This is a genomic window from Streptomyces sp. NBC_00376 (assembly GCF_036077095.1).
GTDB lineage: Bacteria > Actinomycetota > Actinomycetes > Streptomycetales > Streptomycetaceae > Streptomyces.
Genome location: NZ_CP107960.1, coordinates 1,666,572 through 1,685,620 on the forward strand (window position 1 = coordinate 1,666,572; position 19,049 = coordinate 1,685,620).

A 19,049-nucleotide genomic window follows, 5' to 3' on the forward strand; every position below is an offset into this window, starting at 1 on the left:
ACCTCTCGCGTACGCGACCGCCCCCCGGTGCCGACGGCACGGGGGGCGGTGCCATATCGCGATGAACTCGAAGTCAGAAAGGCGTCAGGAAGGGGGCAGGGTGACAAATCTGACCGGCGCTTCCAGGACGGCCTGTGCACCCTCGAGGTCGGCAAACCTCGTCGCCAGAGTCGCCTGCGCAAGGCGAGGCGGAAGCGCCTCACCGAACTTCAGCCCCTTTACGGCCCGCTGGTCGACGTCGGGCAGACAGAGCTGGTCCGACACATCGGCCACAGCCTGCTTCCAGCGCTGCCGGTCTACATCCTCCCGAAGCCGAATCCAGCAGTCGTTCACCCGCTGGGCGGGCGCAACAACGGTGCCGAGCGTCGCCGCGAGCGTGGCGTTCGCTCGGTGACCTGCCCAGGTCCACCAGCGGACCTGCCCGCCGGAAGTGCGAGTGATGAGTGTGCCGCCCGGGTGCACAACATCCATGAAGTGGTCCCGCGCCTCAGCGAGCGCCGTGACCGCACGCTTCGAGAGGGCTACGTCCGGGTCAACCCCCAGCAGGACCTCACGCATGGCTCGCATCAGTTCGAAAGAAGTGGCACGTTCGAAGCCAAGACCGCTCCACTTGGCTTTCCCTCCGCTGTCGGTCGGCTCGACGAAGCAGCGTTTGCGATGCCAGTCGATGTACGTCACGAGCCAGCTCCGACCTGCGAGGAGCAGCTTGCGCGGCCCAAAGATCTCCTCGGTGAGCAGATCGGGATCGGTTCTGCCGATCTCACTGCGCCCCTGCAGCACGGTGAACTGGGGAGGTGAGGTAAAGACGGCCGTGAGATTCATGAAGTGCCGGTGCCCGAAGCGTCGTTCCGCCTCAGGACCGATGAAGAGCATGCCGCCGTCCTGGTCCAGGTATCCCTCTTCCACGAGATGGCGCACGATCGGCTCGGCCGGCTGCCCGAAGGGACCGAAGCCGTTCCACCACTCCTGCCACAGCTTGTCGCCCACCTGGTGTTCCTGGAGACACAGAGCAAGGAGCTGTTGAGCCACGATGTGGCGGGGCTCCGGGGGCGCGACGACAGGCTCGACCCAACCCCGTTTCCACTGGAGCAACAGAGCCGCTGCGGCGAGAAGTCCATCCTCGGTGAGCGCGAGAAACAGACAGTTGCGCCTGGTCCCCGCCCGGCGGCCGGTACGTCCGAGACGCTGCAGGAAGGATGCCACCGTCATGGGGGCATCGAGCTGAATCACTCGGTCCAGGTCGCCCACGTCGATGCCGAGTTCCAGCGTGCTGGTCGAAACGATGACGCAGTCGCGCGCGTCGGCGAATGCCTGCTCCGCACGGCGTCGCTCGTCAACCGACAGAGAGGCGTGCGACAGAAACGTGGTCACGCCTCTCAGGCGGAGCTTTTCGCCCAGCTCTTCGACCAGGCGGCGCGATTCGCAGAACACGAGGCGCTTCTCACCCCGATGGAGTGCCGCTATCACAGTCGCCGCGTTCTCGACCGAACCGACGTAATCAAGTTCGATGTCACCCGGCACCGCATGTGCACCCTGCTGTCGCGGCTCGTCGAGATGCGGTGCGACCACACGAGCCGAACGGCGGCCCGCAGCCGAACCCTGGAGCCAGTGGAGCAGCTCGGCAGGATTGCCAACGGTCGCGGAGAGCCCAATGCGTTGCACGGGGCGGCCTACTGTCTTCTGAAGCCTCTCCAGCACTGCCAGCAGGTGCCACCCGCGGTCGTCGCCGGCGAACGCATGGACTTCGTCCACGACGATCGCCTGCAGACCCGAGAAGAATGCTCTGTGATCGACGTTGGCACTGACCAGCATCGCCTCGAGAGATTCCGGTGTGGTGAGCAGCACGTCCGGCCGGTCGGCCAGGATCCTCTTTCGCCGCCCGGCGGTCACGTCCCCGTGCCAGAGAGCCGCAGTACGCCCGAGCCAGCCGGTATACGTCTCGAGCCGTGGTAGCAAATTGTTGAGCAGGGCCTTGAGGGGACACACGTACAACACCGACGTCCCCGACCAGCGTTCCGCCGTCATTCTCGACAACAGAGGAAAACTGGCCGCCTCGGTCTTTCCCCCCGCTGTGGGAGCCAGCAGAATGGTGTCCTCCCCGGCCATGACAGGCCCGATCGACTCCTCCTGCAGGGGGCGCAGTCCGCGCCACCCGAGGGAGTTGACGATGTGGTGCACCAGGACCGGATCCAGATCATCGAGGGGGCTCACGGCAGTTCCAGTTCGATGTCGCCCGCACTCGACGCCGCCGCGTTGCGCTCCACTTCGTTCAGCTCGGCGCTGGACACGGTGAGCGCATAGTGCAGCCGAGGATCGAACTCGTCGAACTCATCGACCCGGTCGAGCACATCGGCGACGATTTTGCGCAGGAACAGCCGCGGTGCCACGCCGACCTTCCCGCCGAGGCCGCCCGTCACCGCGGCGGCCAGTTCACCGATGTACGCGTCATCGACCCGCGCCGCGATCCGCTCGGGGTTCCGGGCCGCTCCCACGTACAAGTCGCGTACGTTCCGCCCCAGTTCCCCGAGCCGGGGCAGATCGAATCCGGCCAGCCGCAGTTGCACGGCGCGCGGTGAGTCGAATCGCGGGTCGGTCGTGAAGTCGGTGGCGAGTCTCTGGGCAAGCGGGGGGAGCCGTTGCACGCCCTGCTGTCCGTCGTAGAAGGCGGGTGTCCCCGTAATCACCAGGAAGAGGCCGGGAAAGCGGCCTGTGTCGATTTCGTCGAGCAGCTGCCGCAGGGCGTTGAGGCCCTTCTCGCGCACGTCTCCGCGTACGCGCTGGAGGGTCTCGATCTCGTCGAGCACCACCAGCAGCCCGGGGTGGCCGCAGTCCCGCAGCACGGTCAGGAGCCCTTGGAGGAAGCCCAGTGCGCCGAAGTGGTCGAGATCGCCGCGCACACCGGCTGCACGCCGCGCGGAGGATGCGACCGACTTCTGACCGCCCAGCCACGCGATGAGCGCCTCGGCCGTAGCGGCGTCCCCGGCAGCCCTCGCTTCGCGGTAACCGCGAAGGGCTGCGGCGAACGCGGGAGTGGTGCGTGCGACCTCGGCGAGGCGCTGCTCCATGAGTGCGTCGACGGCAGTCCCGAGGGCCTTCTCGTCGTCGTCCTCCACTTCACCCGCGTCGAGGATTTCCTCCTCGAGGGTGTAGAACCACGAGTCGATCACGGCCCGTAGCGCACTGGGCTGGTGGGTGGCGGTGGTGAGTCGCTCCGTGAGTCGGCGGTAGACGGTTTCCAGCCGGTGCAGCGGTGTCTCCGTCTCGGAGATCTGCACTTCGGTGGTGGCAAGGCCTGCACGCTTGGCCCGCTCGGCCAGCCACCTGGCGAAGAAGGTCTTGCCGGAGCCGTACTCACCACGGATGGCGTGAAAAGCGGATCCACCCCGTGCGACGGTCGCGATGTCGTCGTTCAGCGCCCCGCTGAAATGGTCAAGGCCGACTGCGAAGAGATCGAGCCCGGACTGGGGAACGGTTCCACGGCGCAGGGCGTCCACCACTTCGCGGCGGCGTGCCGCGCTGACCTCGGTTGCACCGGTCATGGCTGCTCCGTTCCGAACTGCTCCTGCAGGAGCGGGATGTTGAGTTCCACGGTCCGCCCCGCGTCCACCAGGTTGATCACGCCGTATCCCTCGATGTTCAGGAGCCGCTGCACGACGGTGACGAAGACTTCCGCGTTTCGCTGCGACCGGCCGGTGGCCTCGGCCGCCGCTGCGGCCACGGCGTCCGGGGTGAGTTTGCCACCGGCGTCGGCCAGCGCATCGATGACGGCGACGACAGCCTTGCCGTCCGGCGGGCGGCGTACGAATTTCCGCTGTGTCTTGTAGCGCTGCGAGCCGACGACCTTTCCGCCGAGTGTCAGCATCGCCGGTGTCACTTCGTCAGCGGCGAACAGCGCCTCGCCGGCCTGGGTTTCCGCGCGGCGCCGAGGCTTACGTGCCGTCGGCTCCTCGGTCTCCGCAGGTGCTGTTGCGGTGTCGTTGCCGGCCCGCCACCAGGCTGGCACGGTCTGCTCGTTCGGCAGTACCACCCAGCCGGACGGCAGCAGTTCCTGCGACGGAACGAGCATGATCACGGGCACGGTCACCTCGGCGAGCGCGGCACCGCCGTGGTAGCCGGCTTTGCGTGGCGTGTATCGGATGTCCTCGCGCCACGGCGCGACGATGGTGCCGCCGCCTTCCCTCACCCGCGGGCCGCTGAGCTCGACTTCGCCTTCGCCCGCCTCGCCGGTACGCCAGCGGGCGCTCTGTGCCCCGGGCGCCTTCAGGGGCCCCTGCCCTTGAGGCGAACGATCGAGCACATGCCCGTGGTCGGATACGAGCATGACGGGACGGCCATATCCGCGTGCCGCGTTGAGCAGATCCAGCAGGTGACTGATGTCCCTCAGCCGCCAGCTGGTCCGCTCGCCTTCCTGCCCGTGGTCGAGGGCGTCGTCGATGGTGTTGAGAACGACGGCAACGATGGCGTCCCCGGCAAGCGCATCCAGCAGTTCGGGGGCGAGTCGATGTCCCTCGGCGCCACCGATCTCCCCCTTGTGGAAGAGCCTGCCGACGCGCCGATGCCGCTTCCAGAACGCCTCGAACCCACTGGTCTCCGCGGCCTGTTTGCCGTTGGTCGGTTCCCCTGAGAGCAGGGATGCGCGGCTGATGGTGGTGACGGAGGGCAGCATGGAAACGGCGGCATGGCGTCGCGGAGGAACGGCAGCCTGCGGTGCTGGAACGATCTCGGTCCATACCCGGCGGTCGACCTCGTCGCCCAGTTGGGCCGCTATCGCGGCGCTCATGCCGTCCAGCACGAGCACGAGCGGGCTCGTTCCGGATGCCAGCGGCACCGCCAGCGTCTTGAGTACGTCCTCGATCAGGAGGGCTCCCCCCGGCGCCTGGGACGACGCGGTGCGTGTCCAGCCGGCCAGGCGTACGGCGAACTGCTCGTCGAGAGCGCTGCGCCGTGCTCGTGCATGACCGATGAGCAGGTGGTACGCCTGCCCCACGACCGGATCACCCATGGGGTCCCCGGCCGCCAGGACACGCAGCGCCCGGTCGGTCCACCCCCACTGGGCGAACTGTTCACCGACGGCCTGGCCAACGGACTCGGCGGTCGGAGTCGGCCCATCGAGCCACCGCACCACCCTCACTGCCATCCGCGCCGCCTCGCAGCTCGCCGGGTGCAGGCGTGCCAGCTGGTGTGCCAGTACCTGGTCCAGAGCAGCCTCGGCCGCCTTGGAGGAATCCGGGAGAGCGGCGGCCAGATCCCGCAGCCGCGCCCTGAAGCCCGACGGCAATAGCGGGTCGACGCGCAGCGCCTGCCCCAGCCCTGCTTCGGAGGCGAGTTCGTCGGCCCGGTCGAGCACGGCGTACACGCGCTGGCGCGCCTCGGCGCCTGCAGGAGTACTGACCTCGGCCTCGGCGATCCAGCGGGCGAGGGTACCGATCACCGAGGCGGTGAACTTCGGCAGGTCATCCACCGAGCGCAGGGTAGAGCCGAAAAGGCCCCCGAGCGCGAAGCTTGTCCCGGCAGGGGCCTCTGGTGCGCTCAGTACGGAGCCCAGCACGCCGAGTGCCATCGCGTCCTGCCCCCGGCCATCGGCGACCAAAGAGAGAAGAGTGGGCGCGGCTGCTCCGACGGTGCCGGTGAGCCAAGCTGTCAGGCCCTCGCGTTCTGCCTCCGGCAGCTCCCGGAACCGGGCAGGACCGGCTGTCGTCCGGGACCAGGCGAGCAGGGCATTCGTGTCCAGTTCGAGGCGGTGGCCCGTGGAACCACGCCCGAGGCCCAGCCGCTCGCCGATCAGCGCCCGTACTGCGGCGTCCCGGGTGAGAACCGAGCCGCTGCGCGGCCAGCCGTCCACCGGTTCGGCTTCCAGCAGCGCCGTGAGCAGCCACGTCTCCCTGATCATCCGGGGATCGAGGTCGGTAGCACCGAACAACTGCTTGACGATCTCGGCCCGGTCGACGCTGAGGCTGCGGCGTCCCACCGCGTGTGCGCGTACATCCCAGCCCAGAGCAGTTGCTGGAACATCGCTGGTGACGACGAGCAGCCGATCGGTTTCCGAGCCGTCCAGGAGCTCCTGCCACGCGGCGACGATCCCGAGGACGGAGTCCTGGTCGGTGACCCTCACCGGCCGTTGCCTGCCATCGACGCGGGCGGTGAACTCCGTCGGAGCCGTGCTGTCGTACCGCGCGTTGACGAGCAGAAGTCTGCAGTCCGCGGCACGGCGCAGCTCGGTCTCCAGAAGTGCCTCGACGATCCGCCGGTCGATGAGCGGCCGCAGAGCCATCAGGACTGCGTCTCGTCTTCGGTGGAACTGGTGGTGCCGTCCTCGGCAGGGACCACTTGCCACGTGATCTCCACAGCCATGCCGGGGTGCGCGGCCGAGTAGGCCAGGATCTCGTCCCAGAGATTGTCGATGGCCTTGTTCAGCGAGTTCTCGACGTGGCTGGGCTGAAGCCTGACCGTACGGGAGAGGCCCGTGCTCGGCTGACCGGGGGCCGTTGACGGGGCGGGGTCACTGGAGGGGACGGACGGCCTGCCGTGCTGGGTGAGGGATACGTCGTCGGCGGCGGGCGGTTCGGGAACCGCCACCGGCTGCGGTGTGACGGGCGTCTCCACCTGTGTCAGCCGGGCCGCGTCCTGGACCAGGACCACGGCCTTGGCCCGGATGGACCCGAGTACGGGGATCAGCGAGCGCTCGAATTCGCTGGTCGCAGCGGTCTCGGCGATCTCCGCGATCAGCCGTTCGGCCCGTTCACCCACACTGTCCTGCCGCCCCGCAAACCCCCGCACACCGCCCAGCAGCGCCCAGTCCGCGTCGTCGAGCGCCTGGAGGACATCGCCTGCCGAGGTGATTGCGGTGGCAAGCATAGTGTCACCGGTGTCGTGGGAGGCACCTGCCAGCTCCTGTACGAGCGCGGTCGCGTCCCGGTGGCGCCCGAGGCGGGCAAGCAGGTCCGCTGCATCCTTCCCGGAGGACAGCCGTTCGCTGGTCTCCCGGTCCATACCGAGTGCCTCCGCGTGCCTGCTCAGCGAGGTGCGCAAGGCGTTGACGGACTGCTCGTATTCCGCGACCTTCTCGCTGACGCCGGTGAAAAGCTTGTTCACATTGCGCGCGAACAAATTCGGCTGGACGGCCACACCGAAGAGCTTTGCCGCCCGCACCCTCGCGGTCGCGTATTCCTCGTCGGTCGGCAACTGCTGTGCTCGCAGCCCGTAGCCGGCGCCGATGCGCTCCAACTCGGGCGGCTGGGGCAGCGGGCTGCCGTGGTAGGTCCAGGCACGATCGTCGAGCAGCGCGTAGGTCGCGATGATCAGGCTGCTGGTGTTCTTGTCCAGGCCGGTCCAGCCGAGATCCTCAGCGATCCAGGTGCGGACCTCCTCGGCCGTCAGGTCCTCGACTCCGGGGCGGTGCTGGTGGGCAGCCTGGTTGATACGCGCACGCCAGTCGTTGCGCAGAACCAGCGGACCATCATGAACCTGGCCGAGTTCCAGCGGTTCAACGATTCTCTTGACGATCTTGAGATGGTGGCTGTCGACCTCGATACGGCGGCCGCCGTCGTCCATGGCACGGGTGATCCAGGTCAGAGCGGTCTTCAGCTCTGCGAGACTGACAGCCTTGCGGTCTCCGGTCCTGCTGAAGTCCGGGTGCTTGGGGTAGAGAGCGCGAAAGACACCGTCGGCGAGGTGCTGCAGATTGTCCTGGAACGACTTGCCGCCCTGCAGCTGCGGCCTCGCGTACTCGGGCAGCAGCGACAGGATGTGCTTTCCCTCGCTCACCTCCGCGGAGACGCTGTTCTCGTCCACTTTCGCGATGCCGTACAGCTGAGCGAGCGTCGCGGTGAGCTGTGAGGTGAGGGTGTCGCGCTGGGCTGCGAGCTGGTGGCGCACGCGTACCCGGTCGTCGGAGTGGAGGTGCCCTGCATAGTCGTCGAGCCGGTCCCGCTCCAACAGATAGTTGATCTTGATCAGCCGCCCGAGCTGGGCACTCTTCTGCTCGGAGAAGAACGAGGGCAGCCAGACCAGCGTCGGAGCCATGAGCCCTTCGGACCGGAGCGCCTCGACGCGCTGTGCATCGTCATTCGGGTAGTGCTGACCGTCATCGAAAGGGTAGTCCAGAATGAACCGGACCCGCCCGTCCACGCCTGGGCGGAACTGGTCAGCGGAAAGCTGCGCGGTGTCACGGACGTTTTCGAAGACGAACTCGGCGGTGCGCTTCGTTCCCTGCCACACGATGTCGTGCTCACACACGAAGGCTCCGGAGTCCTTGAGTCCGAGCGCCTTCCACAACTGGTCCTTGACCCAGATCCGCCGGGCTCCGGTCCTGTCCTCGTCGGCGACCATGTCGAGCAGCGGCTCGATGTCCAGGTCGGACAAGTGAAGCGTGAAGACGGGGTCCTGGTCGCCATCGGCGCGAATTTCGCCGAACTCGGCCTGCAGCTCACGCAGTCGGGTCACCACGAGCGACCCGGGAGCGACGGTACGGGAGCGGATCGAGCCGTGGTTCAACGCGGCGATCCGCCCGCCGGTGAGCCTCTTGAGCGCCGGGACGTCGGGGGCGAGCGCGGCAAGAAGCAGGGTCTTGACGAACCGGTCGTCGGCGATGAACTTTTCGCTCTGCTCGGAGCCGTACTTCTCCAGGAGGTGTGCCCGGACCTTGGCGTGGAAGGTGTGCGCGGCCTCGGCCTCGTTCTTGAGGCGGTCGGTGAAGGCTTCCCCGGTACCGTCCGAGAGCACGTCCCACAGATCACCGAGCGGGATCAGTTCGCCCAGCTTGATGTCCCCGCGCCGCCTCCGAAGCATCTCCTGCAACAGTTTGAGACCAGTACGTTCGCGCTGCAGGGCACCGGAAAGCGCCACAAGAACATTGAGCAGTGCAGGCGAAAGGGGATATACCGCCCGAAAGTCTGCCCAATCAGCATGCGTCGCACCATGAGCGTCGAGCAGAACATCCTTGACCTGCGAGTTGCTCGACTCGATGGTCGCGAAGGCATCATCGAGAGCAGCCCGGGCGAGCTGGTCCTTGGGCTTGAGAATGCGCTCTTTGATGATCTCCGGCAGATTGCGGTCCTCAAGACTGATCACGTCGAAGCGCCCGGCAAGGTACTCGACCTGCTGCTCCAGATTCTTCACGTCCGCGCCCACTACATCGGCGCCGACGAGCTGGGAGAGATCGCGCTGTCGGGAGATGAGCGAAACGATCGGTACCGGCCGCGCGCTGTCCCCCGACTCGATCAGCTTGACCAACTTGCTGACCTCGGAGTTCACCTTCTCGCGGTTCGACATGTGTGCCTGCAACCAGAGGATCAGCTCATCGAGGAAGAGGATGATGCCGTCATAGCCGAGGGATTTGGCGTGCCGGCTGATCACGGCGAGACCGTTCTCCAGCGGCAGGAACGCGTGTGCATCGCCTCGGGCGCCCTCGGCGTACGAAGACATCGGCCCGGTCAGCAGTGCGGAGACCAGACGATCCCGCAGAGGATCACCGGCGAGCGCGGCGAAGGCCCGGTGCAGTTCGGCCGGTGTCCACTGCGTGGTGGCCCCGTCGATCACATCCAGATCGTCCTCGACCACATCGGACGTGCCACCGGTCACAGGCAGCAACTCTGCAAAGGCCGCGTCACCGATCGCCCCGCGAAACCTCTCCGCGTCGGCGAGCATGGAGTCCGCTCGATAGACGGGCGGGACGGGCGCATCAGGGTGGAGCCGCCGCACCTCAGCGACGTACCCACCGAGCAGTGCCGAGTCCAGGTCGGTCGAGCCGACGAGGTGGTACGGCACCATCAGGAACCGCTTGCCCTTCAGCCAGTCGTCGTGTTCGGCAATGACTTCCTGGAGCCTCGGCTTGGCACGGGCAGCCGGCACGTTGTTCAGCACCGCGTGCAGCACGGTCAGGAAGTGGCTCTTACCTGAACCGAACGAACCGTGGAGGTAGGCGGCGTGCGAATTACCACTGCGCGCAGCGGCGCGCACGATCCCGAGGGCCTTACCGAAGGCCGCCTTGAGCTGGTCGGTGACCACATACTCGGCGACCCGGGCATCGGTCTCGGTGAAGCCACCAGTGAGCTCCACCTTGAAATCGCCGGCATGGACGTCTTCCTTGATGTCGATGACATCCCGCAGGAAGAGCTCATTCGTGGGCATCGGTGACTCTCGTTCCCTCACTCGGCGGTTCACACATTCCGCGCTGCGCGCATCTCACCCCTATCTTGCCAGCTCACACGGCATACCAGCCAAGAGATGGAAACATCAGCAAAGGCTCTTCGAGTCACCTCCTCTCCGGGGTCAGCGGCTCGACGTGCGACCAGATGAACGTCCGGTCCCCGTCGAGGTGCGCGTCGCCCCAGTGGATGGCGTGAATACCGTCCTCCCACGCGGAGGTGAAGAACACGGAGACGAGCTTCGTGGTGCGCCCGAGCTCCTCGAAAGCCTCATGGAGCTCCTCGTAGGCGTCCGTGGTGAGAATGTCGTCCAGTGGGAAGAGTCCCTCCGGCGCCTCGGGCCCGTGGGCGGTCAGCATGCGCCTGCGCTGGGGCGAGACATCGGCCCGCAACCGGGCACGATCGAGTGGGACAGCACGGTCGGCGTACCGGAACGGAAACAGGGCGTGGCCGTTGATCACCGCGTAGGCGTAGCCGCGCAGCTCACGGACCGTGCCGCCGAGGGCAACGGCTTCATCGGCCAGCTCCTCGCGTACCGCTTCGGCCAGGACGTGTCCGTACGGTCCACGCTTCTTGAGGTTCGCCTCGGCATGGACGGCCCTCGCCCGCTGATGTGCCCGCGTCAGTCGCTTCGGAACGCCCGCAACAAGACCGCTCGCCTGTGTACCGAAGCGCTTCTGCGCCCACGCCGAGGGACTTGCCCCCTTCCCGTTCCACCCCGCACCATCGTCCATGACCGCCCCTTGTCTCCTGTAACTCCCCCACCTGTGTGACATGGGCGGAAGACAGGGACAAGGGCGCGAATCAGCCGGAGGACGCCGATCGCCTACGCCTCGTCGCGCTCCGATGCCTTGTCTTCCTCGGCGGACTCAGCACCGCCCTTGGAGAAAGCTGGCCAGAGCTGACCGCCCTCGAAGGACTCACGAAGCAGCGGGATCGTCTCGTCCGGGATACGGAATCCGCTGGCCCAGGAGGGTTCCGTCAGCGATCCGTAGATGGTGTGCAGCAGGAACGGCTCCTCGCCGCTCAGCACCCCCAGGTCCTCCAGCTCACGTGCCACTGTGCTGACCGGCCGGGTGAATCCCTTGAGCTGCCGATCCGGCGAGTAGCCCGCGAGGTCGTAGACCGTGTTCCGGTCCACGAACCCTCCGTTCGCAGCAGCGGCGACGATCACCTTGGCATGCGCCGGATAGCGCGCGACAAGCTGCTCGATGAACGCGTCCAGCGACTGCTGGCTCCAACCTTCGTCCAGCTCGTCGTCGTCCCGGTCCGCTCCGCGCAGCTGCTCCAGGTCGTCCACCGAGTCCTTGTCGACGTGCAGCCCTTCGAGCAACTGCTCGGCCCAGGTGAGCAGCTCCGCCGGAGTCAGCATGTAGAGGCGCACGCCTGCCTGCTCCCTCAGCTCCACCACCAGCTCGGCCCTGGGGCGCGCCGGGATGTCACCATCTCGCTGCTGCCACCAGTCCTTCTTGACGTCACCCGTCACCAGCAGCACATCGCAGGTACGTCGCTGAGCCTCCTGCAGCAACTGCAACCACAGCAGGTAGTCTCCGGCGGCCCGCTCGGCAGGCTTAGTCTTGAAGTCCTCGTACCCGGGCGGGATTTCCTCGTCGGCCCGCTTCTGAGCCGTCTGGACGGCCTTGTCGTACTCGTCCGTCGGCAGGGGCTCGCCGATGCGGCCCGACAGGAGAGGCTCCAGCTCCACGAGCACGGGGTCGCTGTGGGTCTCGGCCGTGCCCTCCAGCGCGTCGCGCTCGGCCTGACCGTCGATGATCCCCTGCAGTTCCTCCACGGTCTCGGTGAGTGCGGACAGACTCTCGTTGATCCGCTGGGTGACAACTTCGTCATGCTTGAGGCGTACGTCCTTGACCCACCGATCGACGGCGTCACTTGCGGACCGCCGAACCCGCTCCAAGGCCGCCGATGTTTCCTTGGCCTTGGTGCTGTGGTGGTGGCGGACGGACTTCTGCTCGCGGTTGCGCCAAAACTCAGTGAGCACCTGGTGCGGCACCCAGAGCCGGTCCCGTAGCTTCGTGAGCACCGCCAGGGTGTCCTGCCGGGTACGGGCGTTGGAGCGGTAGAGGTTGAGCAGCACGTTGGTGTCGAGGACGACCATCCCGCTCTGGAAGACCCGCTCGTAGTCGTTCTTTCGAGGGCTCTGATGGGCTCCGTCGCAGTCGAAGATCCCTCGTCCGAGCCCTGTTCCGGCCTCGGTACCGTTCTCCGCCGGATCGTCCTTGAACGCCATGGTGCTCTGTGCTTCCCCTCGTTGGCCCCGTCATGCTCCCCGGGGCAATGAAGCGCATGGTTCCAGGCTTGGCCGTGATACGAGAGAGCTATCTCGGCCAACTACGCACGACCGGGGCCAAGAGCGCTGACGTCGTGCGAAAGCAGTATGGGAACGGAGAAGGCAGCATGTTACGAATGGTGCGCACGGTCACCCGGCGATCGGCCGGGAGGACGGTACCGGGTCCGCGAGCGGGGTCCGGGTCCGCTGGCCGGTGACCTGAGCGGCCCTGGCGAACGTGCGGATGCGGGGCCCGTGCCCGCCGGGCCCTGCTCACCTTCGGCACTTCCGGGGACCGCGTATGGCTGTGGGACGCGCGGCGCGACCAGTCACTGTCCGTCCGGCTTGAGGACGTGGTCGTTACGGAGGCCAGGGCGAGCGCCTGCGGCTGAGGCGGCGCCGGACGATGCGGTGGAGGGCACGAGGTGCGTGCCCTCCACGGACCTTCATCAGGTCGGAGAGTCAGAAGGCCCTGGTCAAGGCCCGTACGTTCTCCAAGGCCGCCTGGAGAACGTACGGGGGCTCGGTCGTCGCCGTTCGGGCGGCCTCACGGTAGGTAGCCGCATTCTTGTCGGGCACCCCGTCCCCCGTGTCGATCAACTGCTGCCGTCGAACGCCCCAGGCCGGCCAATACTCCGAGAGATATGTCTCCAGCACGTCCTCGAACACCGTGTAATTCGCGGACGGCTCGGTCGCGGGCCAGGGCGTCCGCGAGGCACCCAGGTATCCGAGCAGGCTCGCGTTGTCGTCAGCGATCTTCCGCGCCTGGCCCTCGAAGTTCAGTACCTTCTCCTGCCGCTTCTCAGGCTCCAGATGCTGTACGGACTCCGTCTTACGCTCCAGCATTCCGGCGTCACCATCGAAGATCACATGACACGGCACACCGAGGGAGCTGAGAATCGCATGGCAAAGGAGAATGTTGTCCCTGCCCGTCACATCGATGAGCGTGATCCCCTCCGCGCCAAGGCTCACTCCGGCCCTCTCCGCGCAGCCGGTGAGTACGGCCCCGTCCGTAGTGCCCTCGGCAAGCACCACAGCATGGGCGAAGAAGCCCTCGGCCAGCGAGCCTGCCAGCCGGGGACCCGTCCGCCGCTTGATCGCATCCTCGCCCACCAGTCCCGTGAGCGACGCACACAACTCGGCCTCGGATACCTGCCAGACCCTGGTGACCGGATGCGCCTCCACCACCTCACGGCTGAGCCGGCGAATCTGGTGGTAGCCCTCCGGGTCGATGAACACAGGGCTGTGCGTCGCGTACATCACCTGGGTCCGACCCTCCACGGACGACGCGACCAGCCCGCGCAGCACCTCCGCGAACACCCTTGCCTGCGGCGGGTGCTGGAACAGCTCAGGCTCCTCGACAGCGAGGCAGAGCGTGCGCGTCCCTCCGTCCGCACGTCGCTGCTCGGCCAGGTACTTCAAGGTCGCGATGATCAGCGCGCGCTGGAAGCCGTGCCCCTGGCGATACACGGACGTCTTGGCAGCCCCGTCCATGACACTCGCCTCGAACACGGTCTTGGAGGCCCTGGGCGCCTGCACAGTGGGGGTGACGACAATGTCCCGACCGGTCGTGAACTGCGCCACCTCCCTCGACAACGCAGCCGACAAATCCTGGAGCACGGTCCCGTAGACATCGGCGTGCACTTTCTGGCGTGCCAGGTGAGCGGCATCCTCGATCTCACCGAGCTGCGCGTTCGCCTGGGAGCGGTCCACCGAGTAATTGAGGATGCGGGCGAGAGCCGTCGCCTTGGAGTCGTCAGCCTCCTCGTAGGCACGGAGATCGGCCGAGATGAAGACGAAGTCGATCAGCGCGGCCAGCTTGCTCTGCCCCGCGAACCCGAAGAAATGTGTCCCCTCGATCTCGGTCTCGGTGAGCCGGTTCCGGTTCGCCAGTTCCCAGAGGTTCATGGCCTCGTCAACGGCCTCGGCCTTCCCGGCCGGGGGCAGTCCGAGCCCGGGGTCGCTCTCGCGGAGATCGTTGTACGCCCGACGCTTGTCCATCGCCTTGGCGTGCCGCCGGATCTCCTCGAAGGGGCCGTAGGCCAAAGCCTTCCCGGTGATCTTGTCGTCCCCCGCCTCCCAGGTCCGCCAGACACTGAAGGTCTCGGCGCCCTCGGGTGCGTATCGGCCGAGGGCATCGCGGTCGCAAGTGGTGAGCCCGTCGAACTCGACCTCGACGGAGATGCGCTCGCCGTCGGCCGCCGAGTGGACATCGTCCGTGCTCAGCGAGACCGAACGTTCGCCATTGAAGAACCAGTCGAGTGCGCGCAGCACGGTGGACTTGCCGACACCGGTCGGGCCGATGAAGCAGGTGATTTCCTCGAAGGCGATGTCCACCTTGTGCAGACAGCAGAAGTTCTCTACGCGCACGCGCTTGATTTTCACGGTCGTCCTGGAAAGTGGTTCGGGTGAGCCGGATGGGCCCACTGTGACAATCATGATGTTAGCGACGAGAGTGACTGAGAATCAGATGATTTTTCGTCGGCCAACTCGGTTGGAATTAACCGTGATTGAGTTCGATTTCCGCCCATACGCTCTTGCCCGGGGCTCCGACTCGAGGTGCCACGCACCAGCGGTCTGCGAGCTGCGAGACGAGAAACAGGCCACGACCTGACTCATCGTCGGTAGCCGGCGGAGTGGGCGCCTCGGGGGAAGGGCACCGCTCGGTGCGGGTATCAGCAACCTCGATGCGGAGAAACGTCATTGCCTTGGATGTGCATTCGATGAGCCTTACATGGAAGTCGCGTCCGGACACGTGGCCGTGACGGATGGCGTTTGTTGCCAGCTCGGCGGCGATCAGGGTGAAGGTCTCGTTGGGGGTGGAGTCGTAGGGGTGGCCCCACTCGTCGAGCCGGTGCGAGACGAGGCGCCGAGCGAGCCGGGCGCCGCGTGGAGTGGAGGTGAACTGCATGGCGAATTCGCGTACGAGTGCCGCCGGTTGCTGGATCGGCACCTCTGGGGTGGTAGCTCGGCTCATGAGGACGACAATCTCGCCCACGGCATACCGTTGACCAGGGCAGACGCGGGGACGAGAACGGGCTGTACGCGTGCGTGTGCGAGCTGTACACGGAAGGGAGAGTGACGGGCTCGGCATGGAGGCCCGCTTCGGCCGCCGCCCCGGGTGGACTGCGCCCTTGCCTATCGGCAGCGGCACCCTTCGGCGAGCACCGTCGGGGCGAGTTCCCGCATGGCCGCCTGCTCGGCCTCCGAGATGCACGGCAGCTGACGTGCGAGCACGTCGAAGTGCTGGTGTCCACGCCATGCGTCATGGTCTCCCACGACGAACAGCCGCCGACGAGCGCGACTCACCGCGACGTTCAGCAGGTTCGGGGCGGAGGCCGCCCAGGCTCGCGGGCCTGCTTTGTCCCCGCCCGCGCCGAGGACCAGCAGCACTACGTCGGCTTCCTTCCCCTGGGTCGTATGCACGGTGCCCACCCTGTCACGGGGGACAACCCGGCACAGGCTGCGACGGAGTCCGGCCACGACATCCCGGAACGGGCTGATGACGAAGAGCTCACGCTCAGGATCCAGGCCCTGGTCGACCAGCCGGTGCACGATGACGTTCGCGCAATCCCCCTCGTCCGGCGACCACTTGCCCTGCGGTGCCCGCCCGCCGCTCACCGGCCACCACACCCCGCGCCGGGCCACCGCGTAATCGTCGTCCCGGTGCACCCCGTGCACCATGAGCCCGTCGTAGGCGATCTCGTTGCTGATCGTGAACATCGGGTCGTCGCAGCGCCGGTGCACGCGCAGCGGCGACCCCACCCAGACCCGGTCGTCCTCAGAACCCTGAGGTGCCGGAAGCCATGTGCCGTAGCTGTTCAGCCGGTCCGCGACGCGCTGCGCCGAGGTGCGGGACGGTTCCCACTCCTCAGACACACCGAACGTACGGCGAAGCGCCTGCTGGCCCGTGTGCGGCAGCGTGACCACCGGCTCCAGCTGCAGCGGATCGCCCACGATGACGCCTCTGCGCGCCCGCCACAGGGCACCCACCGGCATCTGGGCGGTCGCCTGGCCGGCCTCGTCGATCAGCATCCAGCCCAGCGACCGGGGCCCCAGACCGGTGAACATCCGGTCCAGTGAGGCGAATGTGGTGGAGACGACCGGCAGAGCGAGGAAGAGACTCTGCCAGGCCGCCAGCGCCACTTCCGGTTTCAGTGTCTTGGGAGCGTCGCCGCAGAGGACGTCCATCGCGGCGTCGAGATTCTTGCGCATCCGGTCTGCCGCGCCTTCGATGAACGCACGGTGCAGATCCATCGCGGCGAGAAAGAGTCGTGTGCGGGCCTTGGTGAACTCGGGATCGGACCAGGGCGAGGAGAGCTCCCTGGCATCCTCCTCCGTCCGCTCACCGCGCTCTTCTTGGCCCGGAATGAAAGTGTCCCAGCGCTCAAGGGCTGCCCCCAAGGTGGCCCGGAGTTGTGCGTGGCGTCCTTCCGCCGCTTGGAGCACCTGCCTGGCTTCGTCCAGGACATCTCTGCGGGCCGCTTCGGCCCGGTCGTACGCGGCGGCCGCCTGGGTGTGTTCCTCGTACGCGGCCCGAGCTGCCTGCTCCGCCTCGGCCAGCAGCTGATCCTCCGTCTGCCAGTCGCGCTGCGCCGCGCCGAGCGTGAAGATGCCCGCGGTCAGGCCGGGACGGTGCCGGCGGTGCTCCGCCCTCCGGCCCGCGGGGCCGACGAGGTCCCTCTGCGCTCGGCCGCGAGCCGCACGGGCCTCCGCGGCCGGTTGCCGAAGTGCGTCCAGATCCTGCTGAGCACTGAGAACCGCCTCCTGGGAAGTAGTGACAGCCGCGTCCGAACCGTTGAAATCCAGGAGTGCCTCATACGCTCGCTGACGCTCGTCCTGCAGGGCCTGCACCGTCTGCCGTGCGTCCCGGAAACGAGCGACGGACTCCCGCCACCACATCAGGTCGAAGCCGCGTGAAGCAGCCGCCTTCAGGACGTCCCGCATGCCTTCGCCACGCTCGGCCCGCTCCTCGCGCGGAGGGCCGAACCAGTACTTGCTGCGGAAATCCGAACGGTTCCCCTTGTTGCCGAGCTTTGCGGCGAGGGTTCCCCACGCCGGTACGCCGTCGAGGACGAGTCGTCCCTGTTCCGGGAAGAAGGACGCTTCCTCCCGCCACTCCGCGGCGACGGATTCGAGCGCGGGAATCTCGTTGGAGACATTCTCGACAGCGCCGTTGTTGGCCGACGCGATCACCATCTCGTAACCCGTCAGCTCCGGTTTGAGCGACGCGACGGACCGCTGGTAGGTGCCGGTACTCCAGCGATGCGGCTGGCCGGTGAACGCGTCTTCGGGCCTTCGGAGTTCAGCCAGGCGCTCCGCCCTCATGACCAGCACGGAGGCGATGAGGTCCCGTAGCTGTGTGGTCTTGCCTGTACCGGGCGGGCCGTTCACCGCGTACAGGCCATCGGTGTCGGCGAGTTGCTCCACGATCCGGTTCACTGCGAACTGCTGGCTCAGCACCAGCGGGTGCTCCGTCTTCGCCGGCCATCGCCCGAGCGGGAAATGGACCGGCTGCACACCATCGAGTACCGCTCCGGGGTCGTGCTTGAGGTCGATGCGCGCACGGCCGCGCAGCGCGGTCGAGGCGGTCAGGTAGTCCCGTAGCGCAGGCCCTGGCTCGTCCTTGCTGAGGCTGCCCGCGACCAGGCCGAGGTCCGCCGCGATGAAGCTGTTCAGGAAGTCCGACCCGCCCGACCGGCCCGCCTTTCGCCGGGACACAGATTTGCACTGGACCCGAATCGTCTCCGGCCGCAGATCGTCGGTGACGCCGAACTGTTCTGCCACCCAGCGGGTGACGGCCGACAGGTCACGCACGGTCAACGGCTTCTCGCCGAGCCGTGGCGGACCCTCGTCGCCATCTGCCGCATCAGCTGCGTCGCCCTCGTCCAACGGGCTCCCGTCCAGCGGCCCGTCGTCCTCGCGCCTGGTGGAGCGCCTTGCACCGCTGTCGGCCACTGCGTCGACGGCGCCGGAGAGGGCACCAACCGCCAGGTCACCGAGCACCGGTCCGAACGCGGCGTTCAAGGCACCGCCGACCGCGCCGACCGTGATCTCGCACAGCAACCCCGCGAAAGGCCGCTGCCGCCGCCCTGGCGCGGTGTCCGCGATCGTCACCTTGCCGTCGCCGATACCCAGCACAACACTTTCGCACTCGTCGGCTTCCGCCTCGAAGCCGTCGAGCCAGCCCTGAGCCCCGGGGCCGGGCTTACGGCTGCGCCCCGTCGCCCAGGCGCACGCGGAGAAGGTGATGGAGTCCTGGACCAGCAGCCCTTCATCCGTGACCTCGAAGGCCAGCAGGGCGCTGTCACCGTCCACGCGGCCGTCGTGGTCCTCCTCGCTGCCGCCGAAGACATCGAGCAGGACATCGCGGACGGACGCGACCGGGTAAACCCCGCAGTAGACGGTGTGCTGCCTGACCATGTTCCGACCCGGGCTCCGCCGCCGTACGGGATGCCCCTCTTCCCACGGCAGAGGACGCCCGGATTCCACGGGATACATGTGCTTCGGCGGCGAGGTCTTCTCCACCTTCTGCGGGCTGAACATCTCCACCGCCCGCCAGTAGCGCACGATGTCCGCCCTGCGCCGTCGCTCACTGATCGCCGCCATACGGCCCG

The 19,049-nt window shown here is 67.2% G+C and carries 9 protein-coding genes; all 9 read right to left on the reverse strand.

Going from position 1 to position 19,049, the window contains the following annotated elements; all coding sequences use genetic code 11:
- Nucleotides 1-84: 84 nt before the first annotated feature.
- The 9 genes from OG842_RS07590 to OG842_RS07630 all read right to left on the reverse strand — a co-directional run bounded on the left by OG842_RS07590 (nt 85) and on the right by OG842_RS07630 (nt 19,041).
- Nucleotides 85-2,211, reverse strand: a complete 2,127-nt coding sequence (locus tag OG842_RS07590) for a DEAD/DEAH box helicase (protein ID WP_328512130.1) — start codon at nt 2,209-2,211, stop codon at nt 85-87.
- Nucleotides 2,208-3,539 (reverse strand): BREX system ATP-binding protein BrxD, encoded by a 1,332-nt coding sequence (brxD, locus tag OG842_RS07595; RefSeq protein WP_266728670.1) that lies wholly within the window; start codon nt 3,537-3,539, stop codon nt 2,208-2,210. The genes OG842_RS07590 and brxD overlap by 4 nt, the downstream gene beginning before the upstream one ends.
- Nucleotides 3,536-6,271 (reverse strand): BREX-2 system phosphatase PglZ, encoded by a 2,736-nt coding sequence (pglZ, locus tag OG842_RS07600; protein WP_266728672.1) that lies wholly within the window; start codon nt 6,269-6,271, stop codon nt 3,536-3,538. The genes brxD and pglZ overlap by 4 nt, the downstream gene beginning before the upstream one ends.
- Nucleotides 6,271-10,128: a PglY protein gene (locus tag OG842_RS07605; RefSeq protein ID WP_266728674.1), complete on the reverse strand. Its 3,858-nt coding sequence runs from the start codon at nt 10,126-10,128 to the stop codon at nt 6,271-6,273. Before OG842_RS07605 ends, pglZ begins: the two co-directional genes overlap by 1 nt.
- Nucleotides 10,129-10,252: 124 nt before the next feature.
- Nucleotides 10,253-10,879 carry a hypothetical protein gene (locus tag OG842_RS07610; RefSeq protein WP_266728675.1) on the reverse strand — a complete coding sequence of 209 codons (627 nt, stop codon included), beginning with the start codon at nt 10,877-10,879 and terminating at the stop codon, nt 10,253-10,255.
- Nucleotides 10,880-10,971: 92 nt separating this feature from the next.
- Nucleotides 10,972-12,393 carry a PIN-like domain-containing protein gene (locus OG842_RS07615; protein ID WP_266728677.1) on the reverse strand — a complete coding sequence of 474 codons (1,422 nt, stop codon included), beginning with the start codon at nt 12,391-12,393 and terminating at the stop codon, nt 10,972-10,974.
- Between the two features lie 501 nt (nt 12,394-12,894).
- The gene (locus OG842_RS07620) at nt 12,895-14,802 is read right to left on the reverse strand and encodes an ATP-dependent nuclease (RefSeq protein ID WP_266728679.1); all 1,908 of its coding nucleotides are present in this window, start codon (nt 14,800-14,802) and stop codon (nt 12,895-12,897) included.
- A gap of 130 nt (nt 14,803-14,932) precedes the next feature.
- Nucleotides 14,933-15,385 carry an ATP-binding protein gene (locus tag OG842_RS07625; protein ID WP_323185711.1) on the reverse strand — a complete coding sequence of 151 codons (453 nt, stop codon included), beginning with the start codon at nt 15,383-15,385 and terminating at the stop codon, nt 14,933-14,935.
- A gap of 185 nt (nt 15,386-15,570) precedes the next feature.
- Nucleotides 15,571-19,041 carry a DEAD/DEAH box helicase gene (locus OG842_RS07630; RefSeq protein ID WP_328512131.1) on the reverse strand — a complete coding sequence of 1,157 codons (3,471 nt, stop codon included), beginning with the start codon at nt 19,039-19,041 and terminating at the stop codon, nt 15,571-15,573.
- Nucleotides 19,042-19,049: the final 8 nt, after the last annotated feature.

What these genes read in the sequence shown, in the direction of transcription:
- brxD (WP_266728670.1), bottom strand. Translation starts at nt 3,539, where the DNA reads ATGACCGGTGCAACCGAGGTCAGCGCGGCACGCCGCCGCGAAGTGGTG.
- pglZ (WP_266728672.1), bottom strand. Translation starts at nt 6,271, where the DNA reads ATGGCTCTGCGGCCGCTCATCGACCGGCGGATCGTCGAGGCACTTCTG.
- OG842_RS07605 (WP_266728674.1), bottom strand. Translation starts at nt 10,128, where the DNA reads ATGCCCACGAATGAGCTCTTCCTGCGGGATGTCATCGACATCAAGGAA.
- OG842_RS07610 (WP_266728675.1), bottom strand. Translation starts at nt 10,879, where the DNA reads ATGGACGATGGTGCGGGGTGGAACGGGAAGGGGGCAAGTCCCTCGGCG.
- OG842_RS07615 (WP_266728677.1), bottom strand. Translation starts at nt 12,393, where the DNA reads ATGGCGTTCAAGGACGATCCGGCGGAGAACGGTACCGAGGCCGGAACA.
- OG842_RS07630 (WP_328512131.1), bottom strand. Translation starts at nt 19,041, where the DNA reads ATGGCGGCGATCAGTGAGCGACGGCGCAGGGCGGACATCGTGCGCTAC.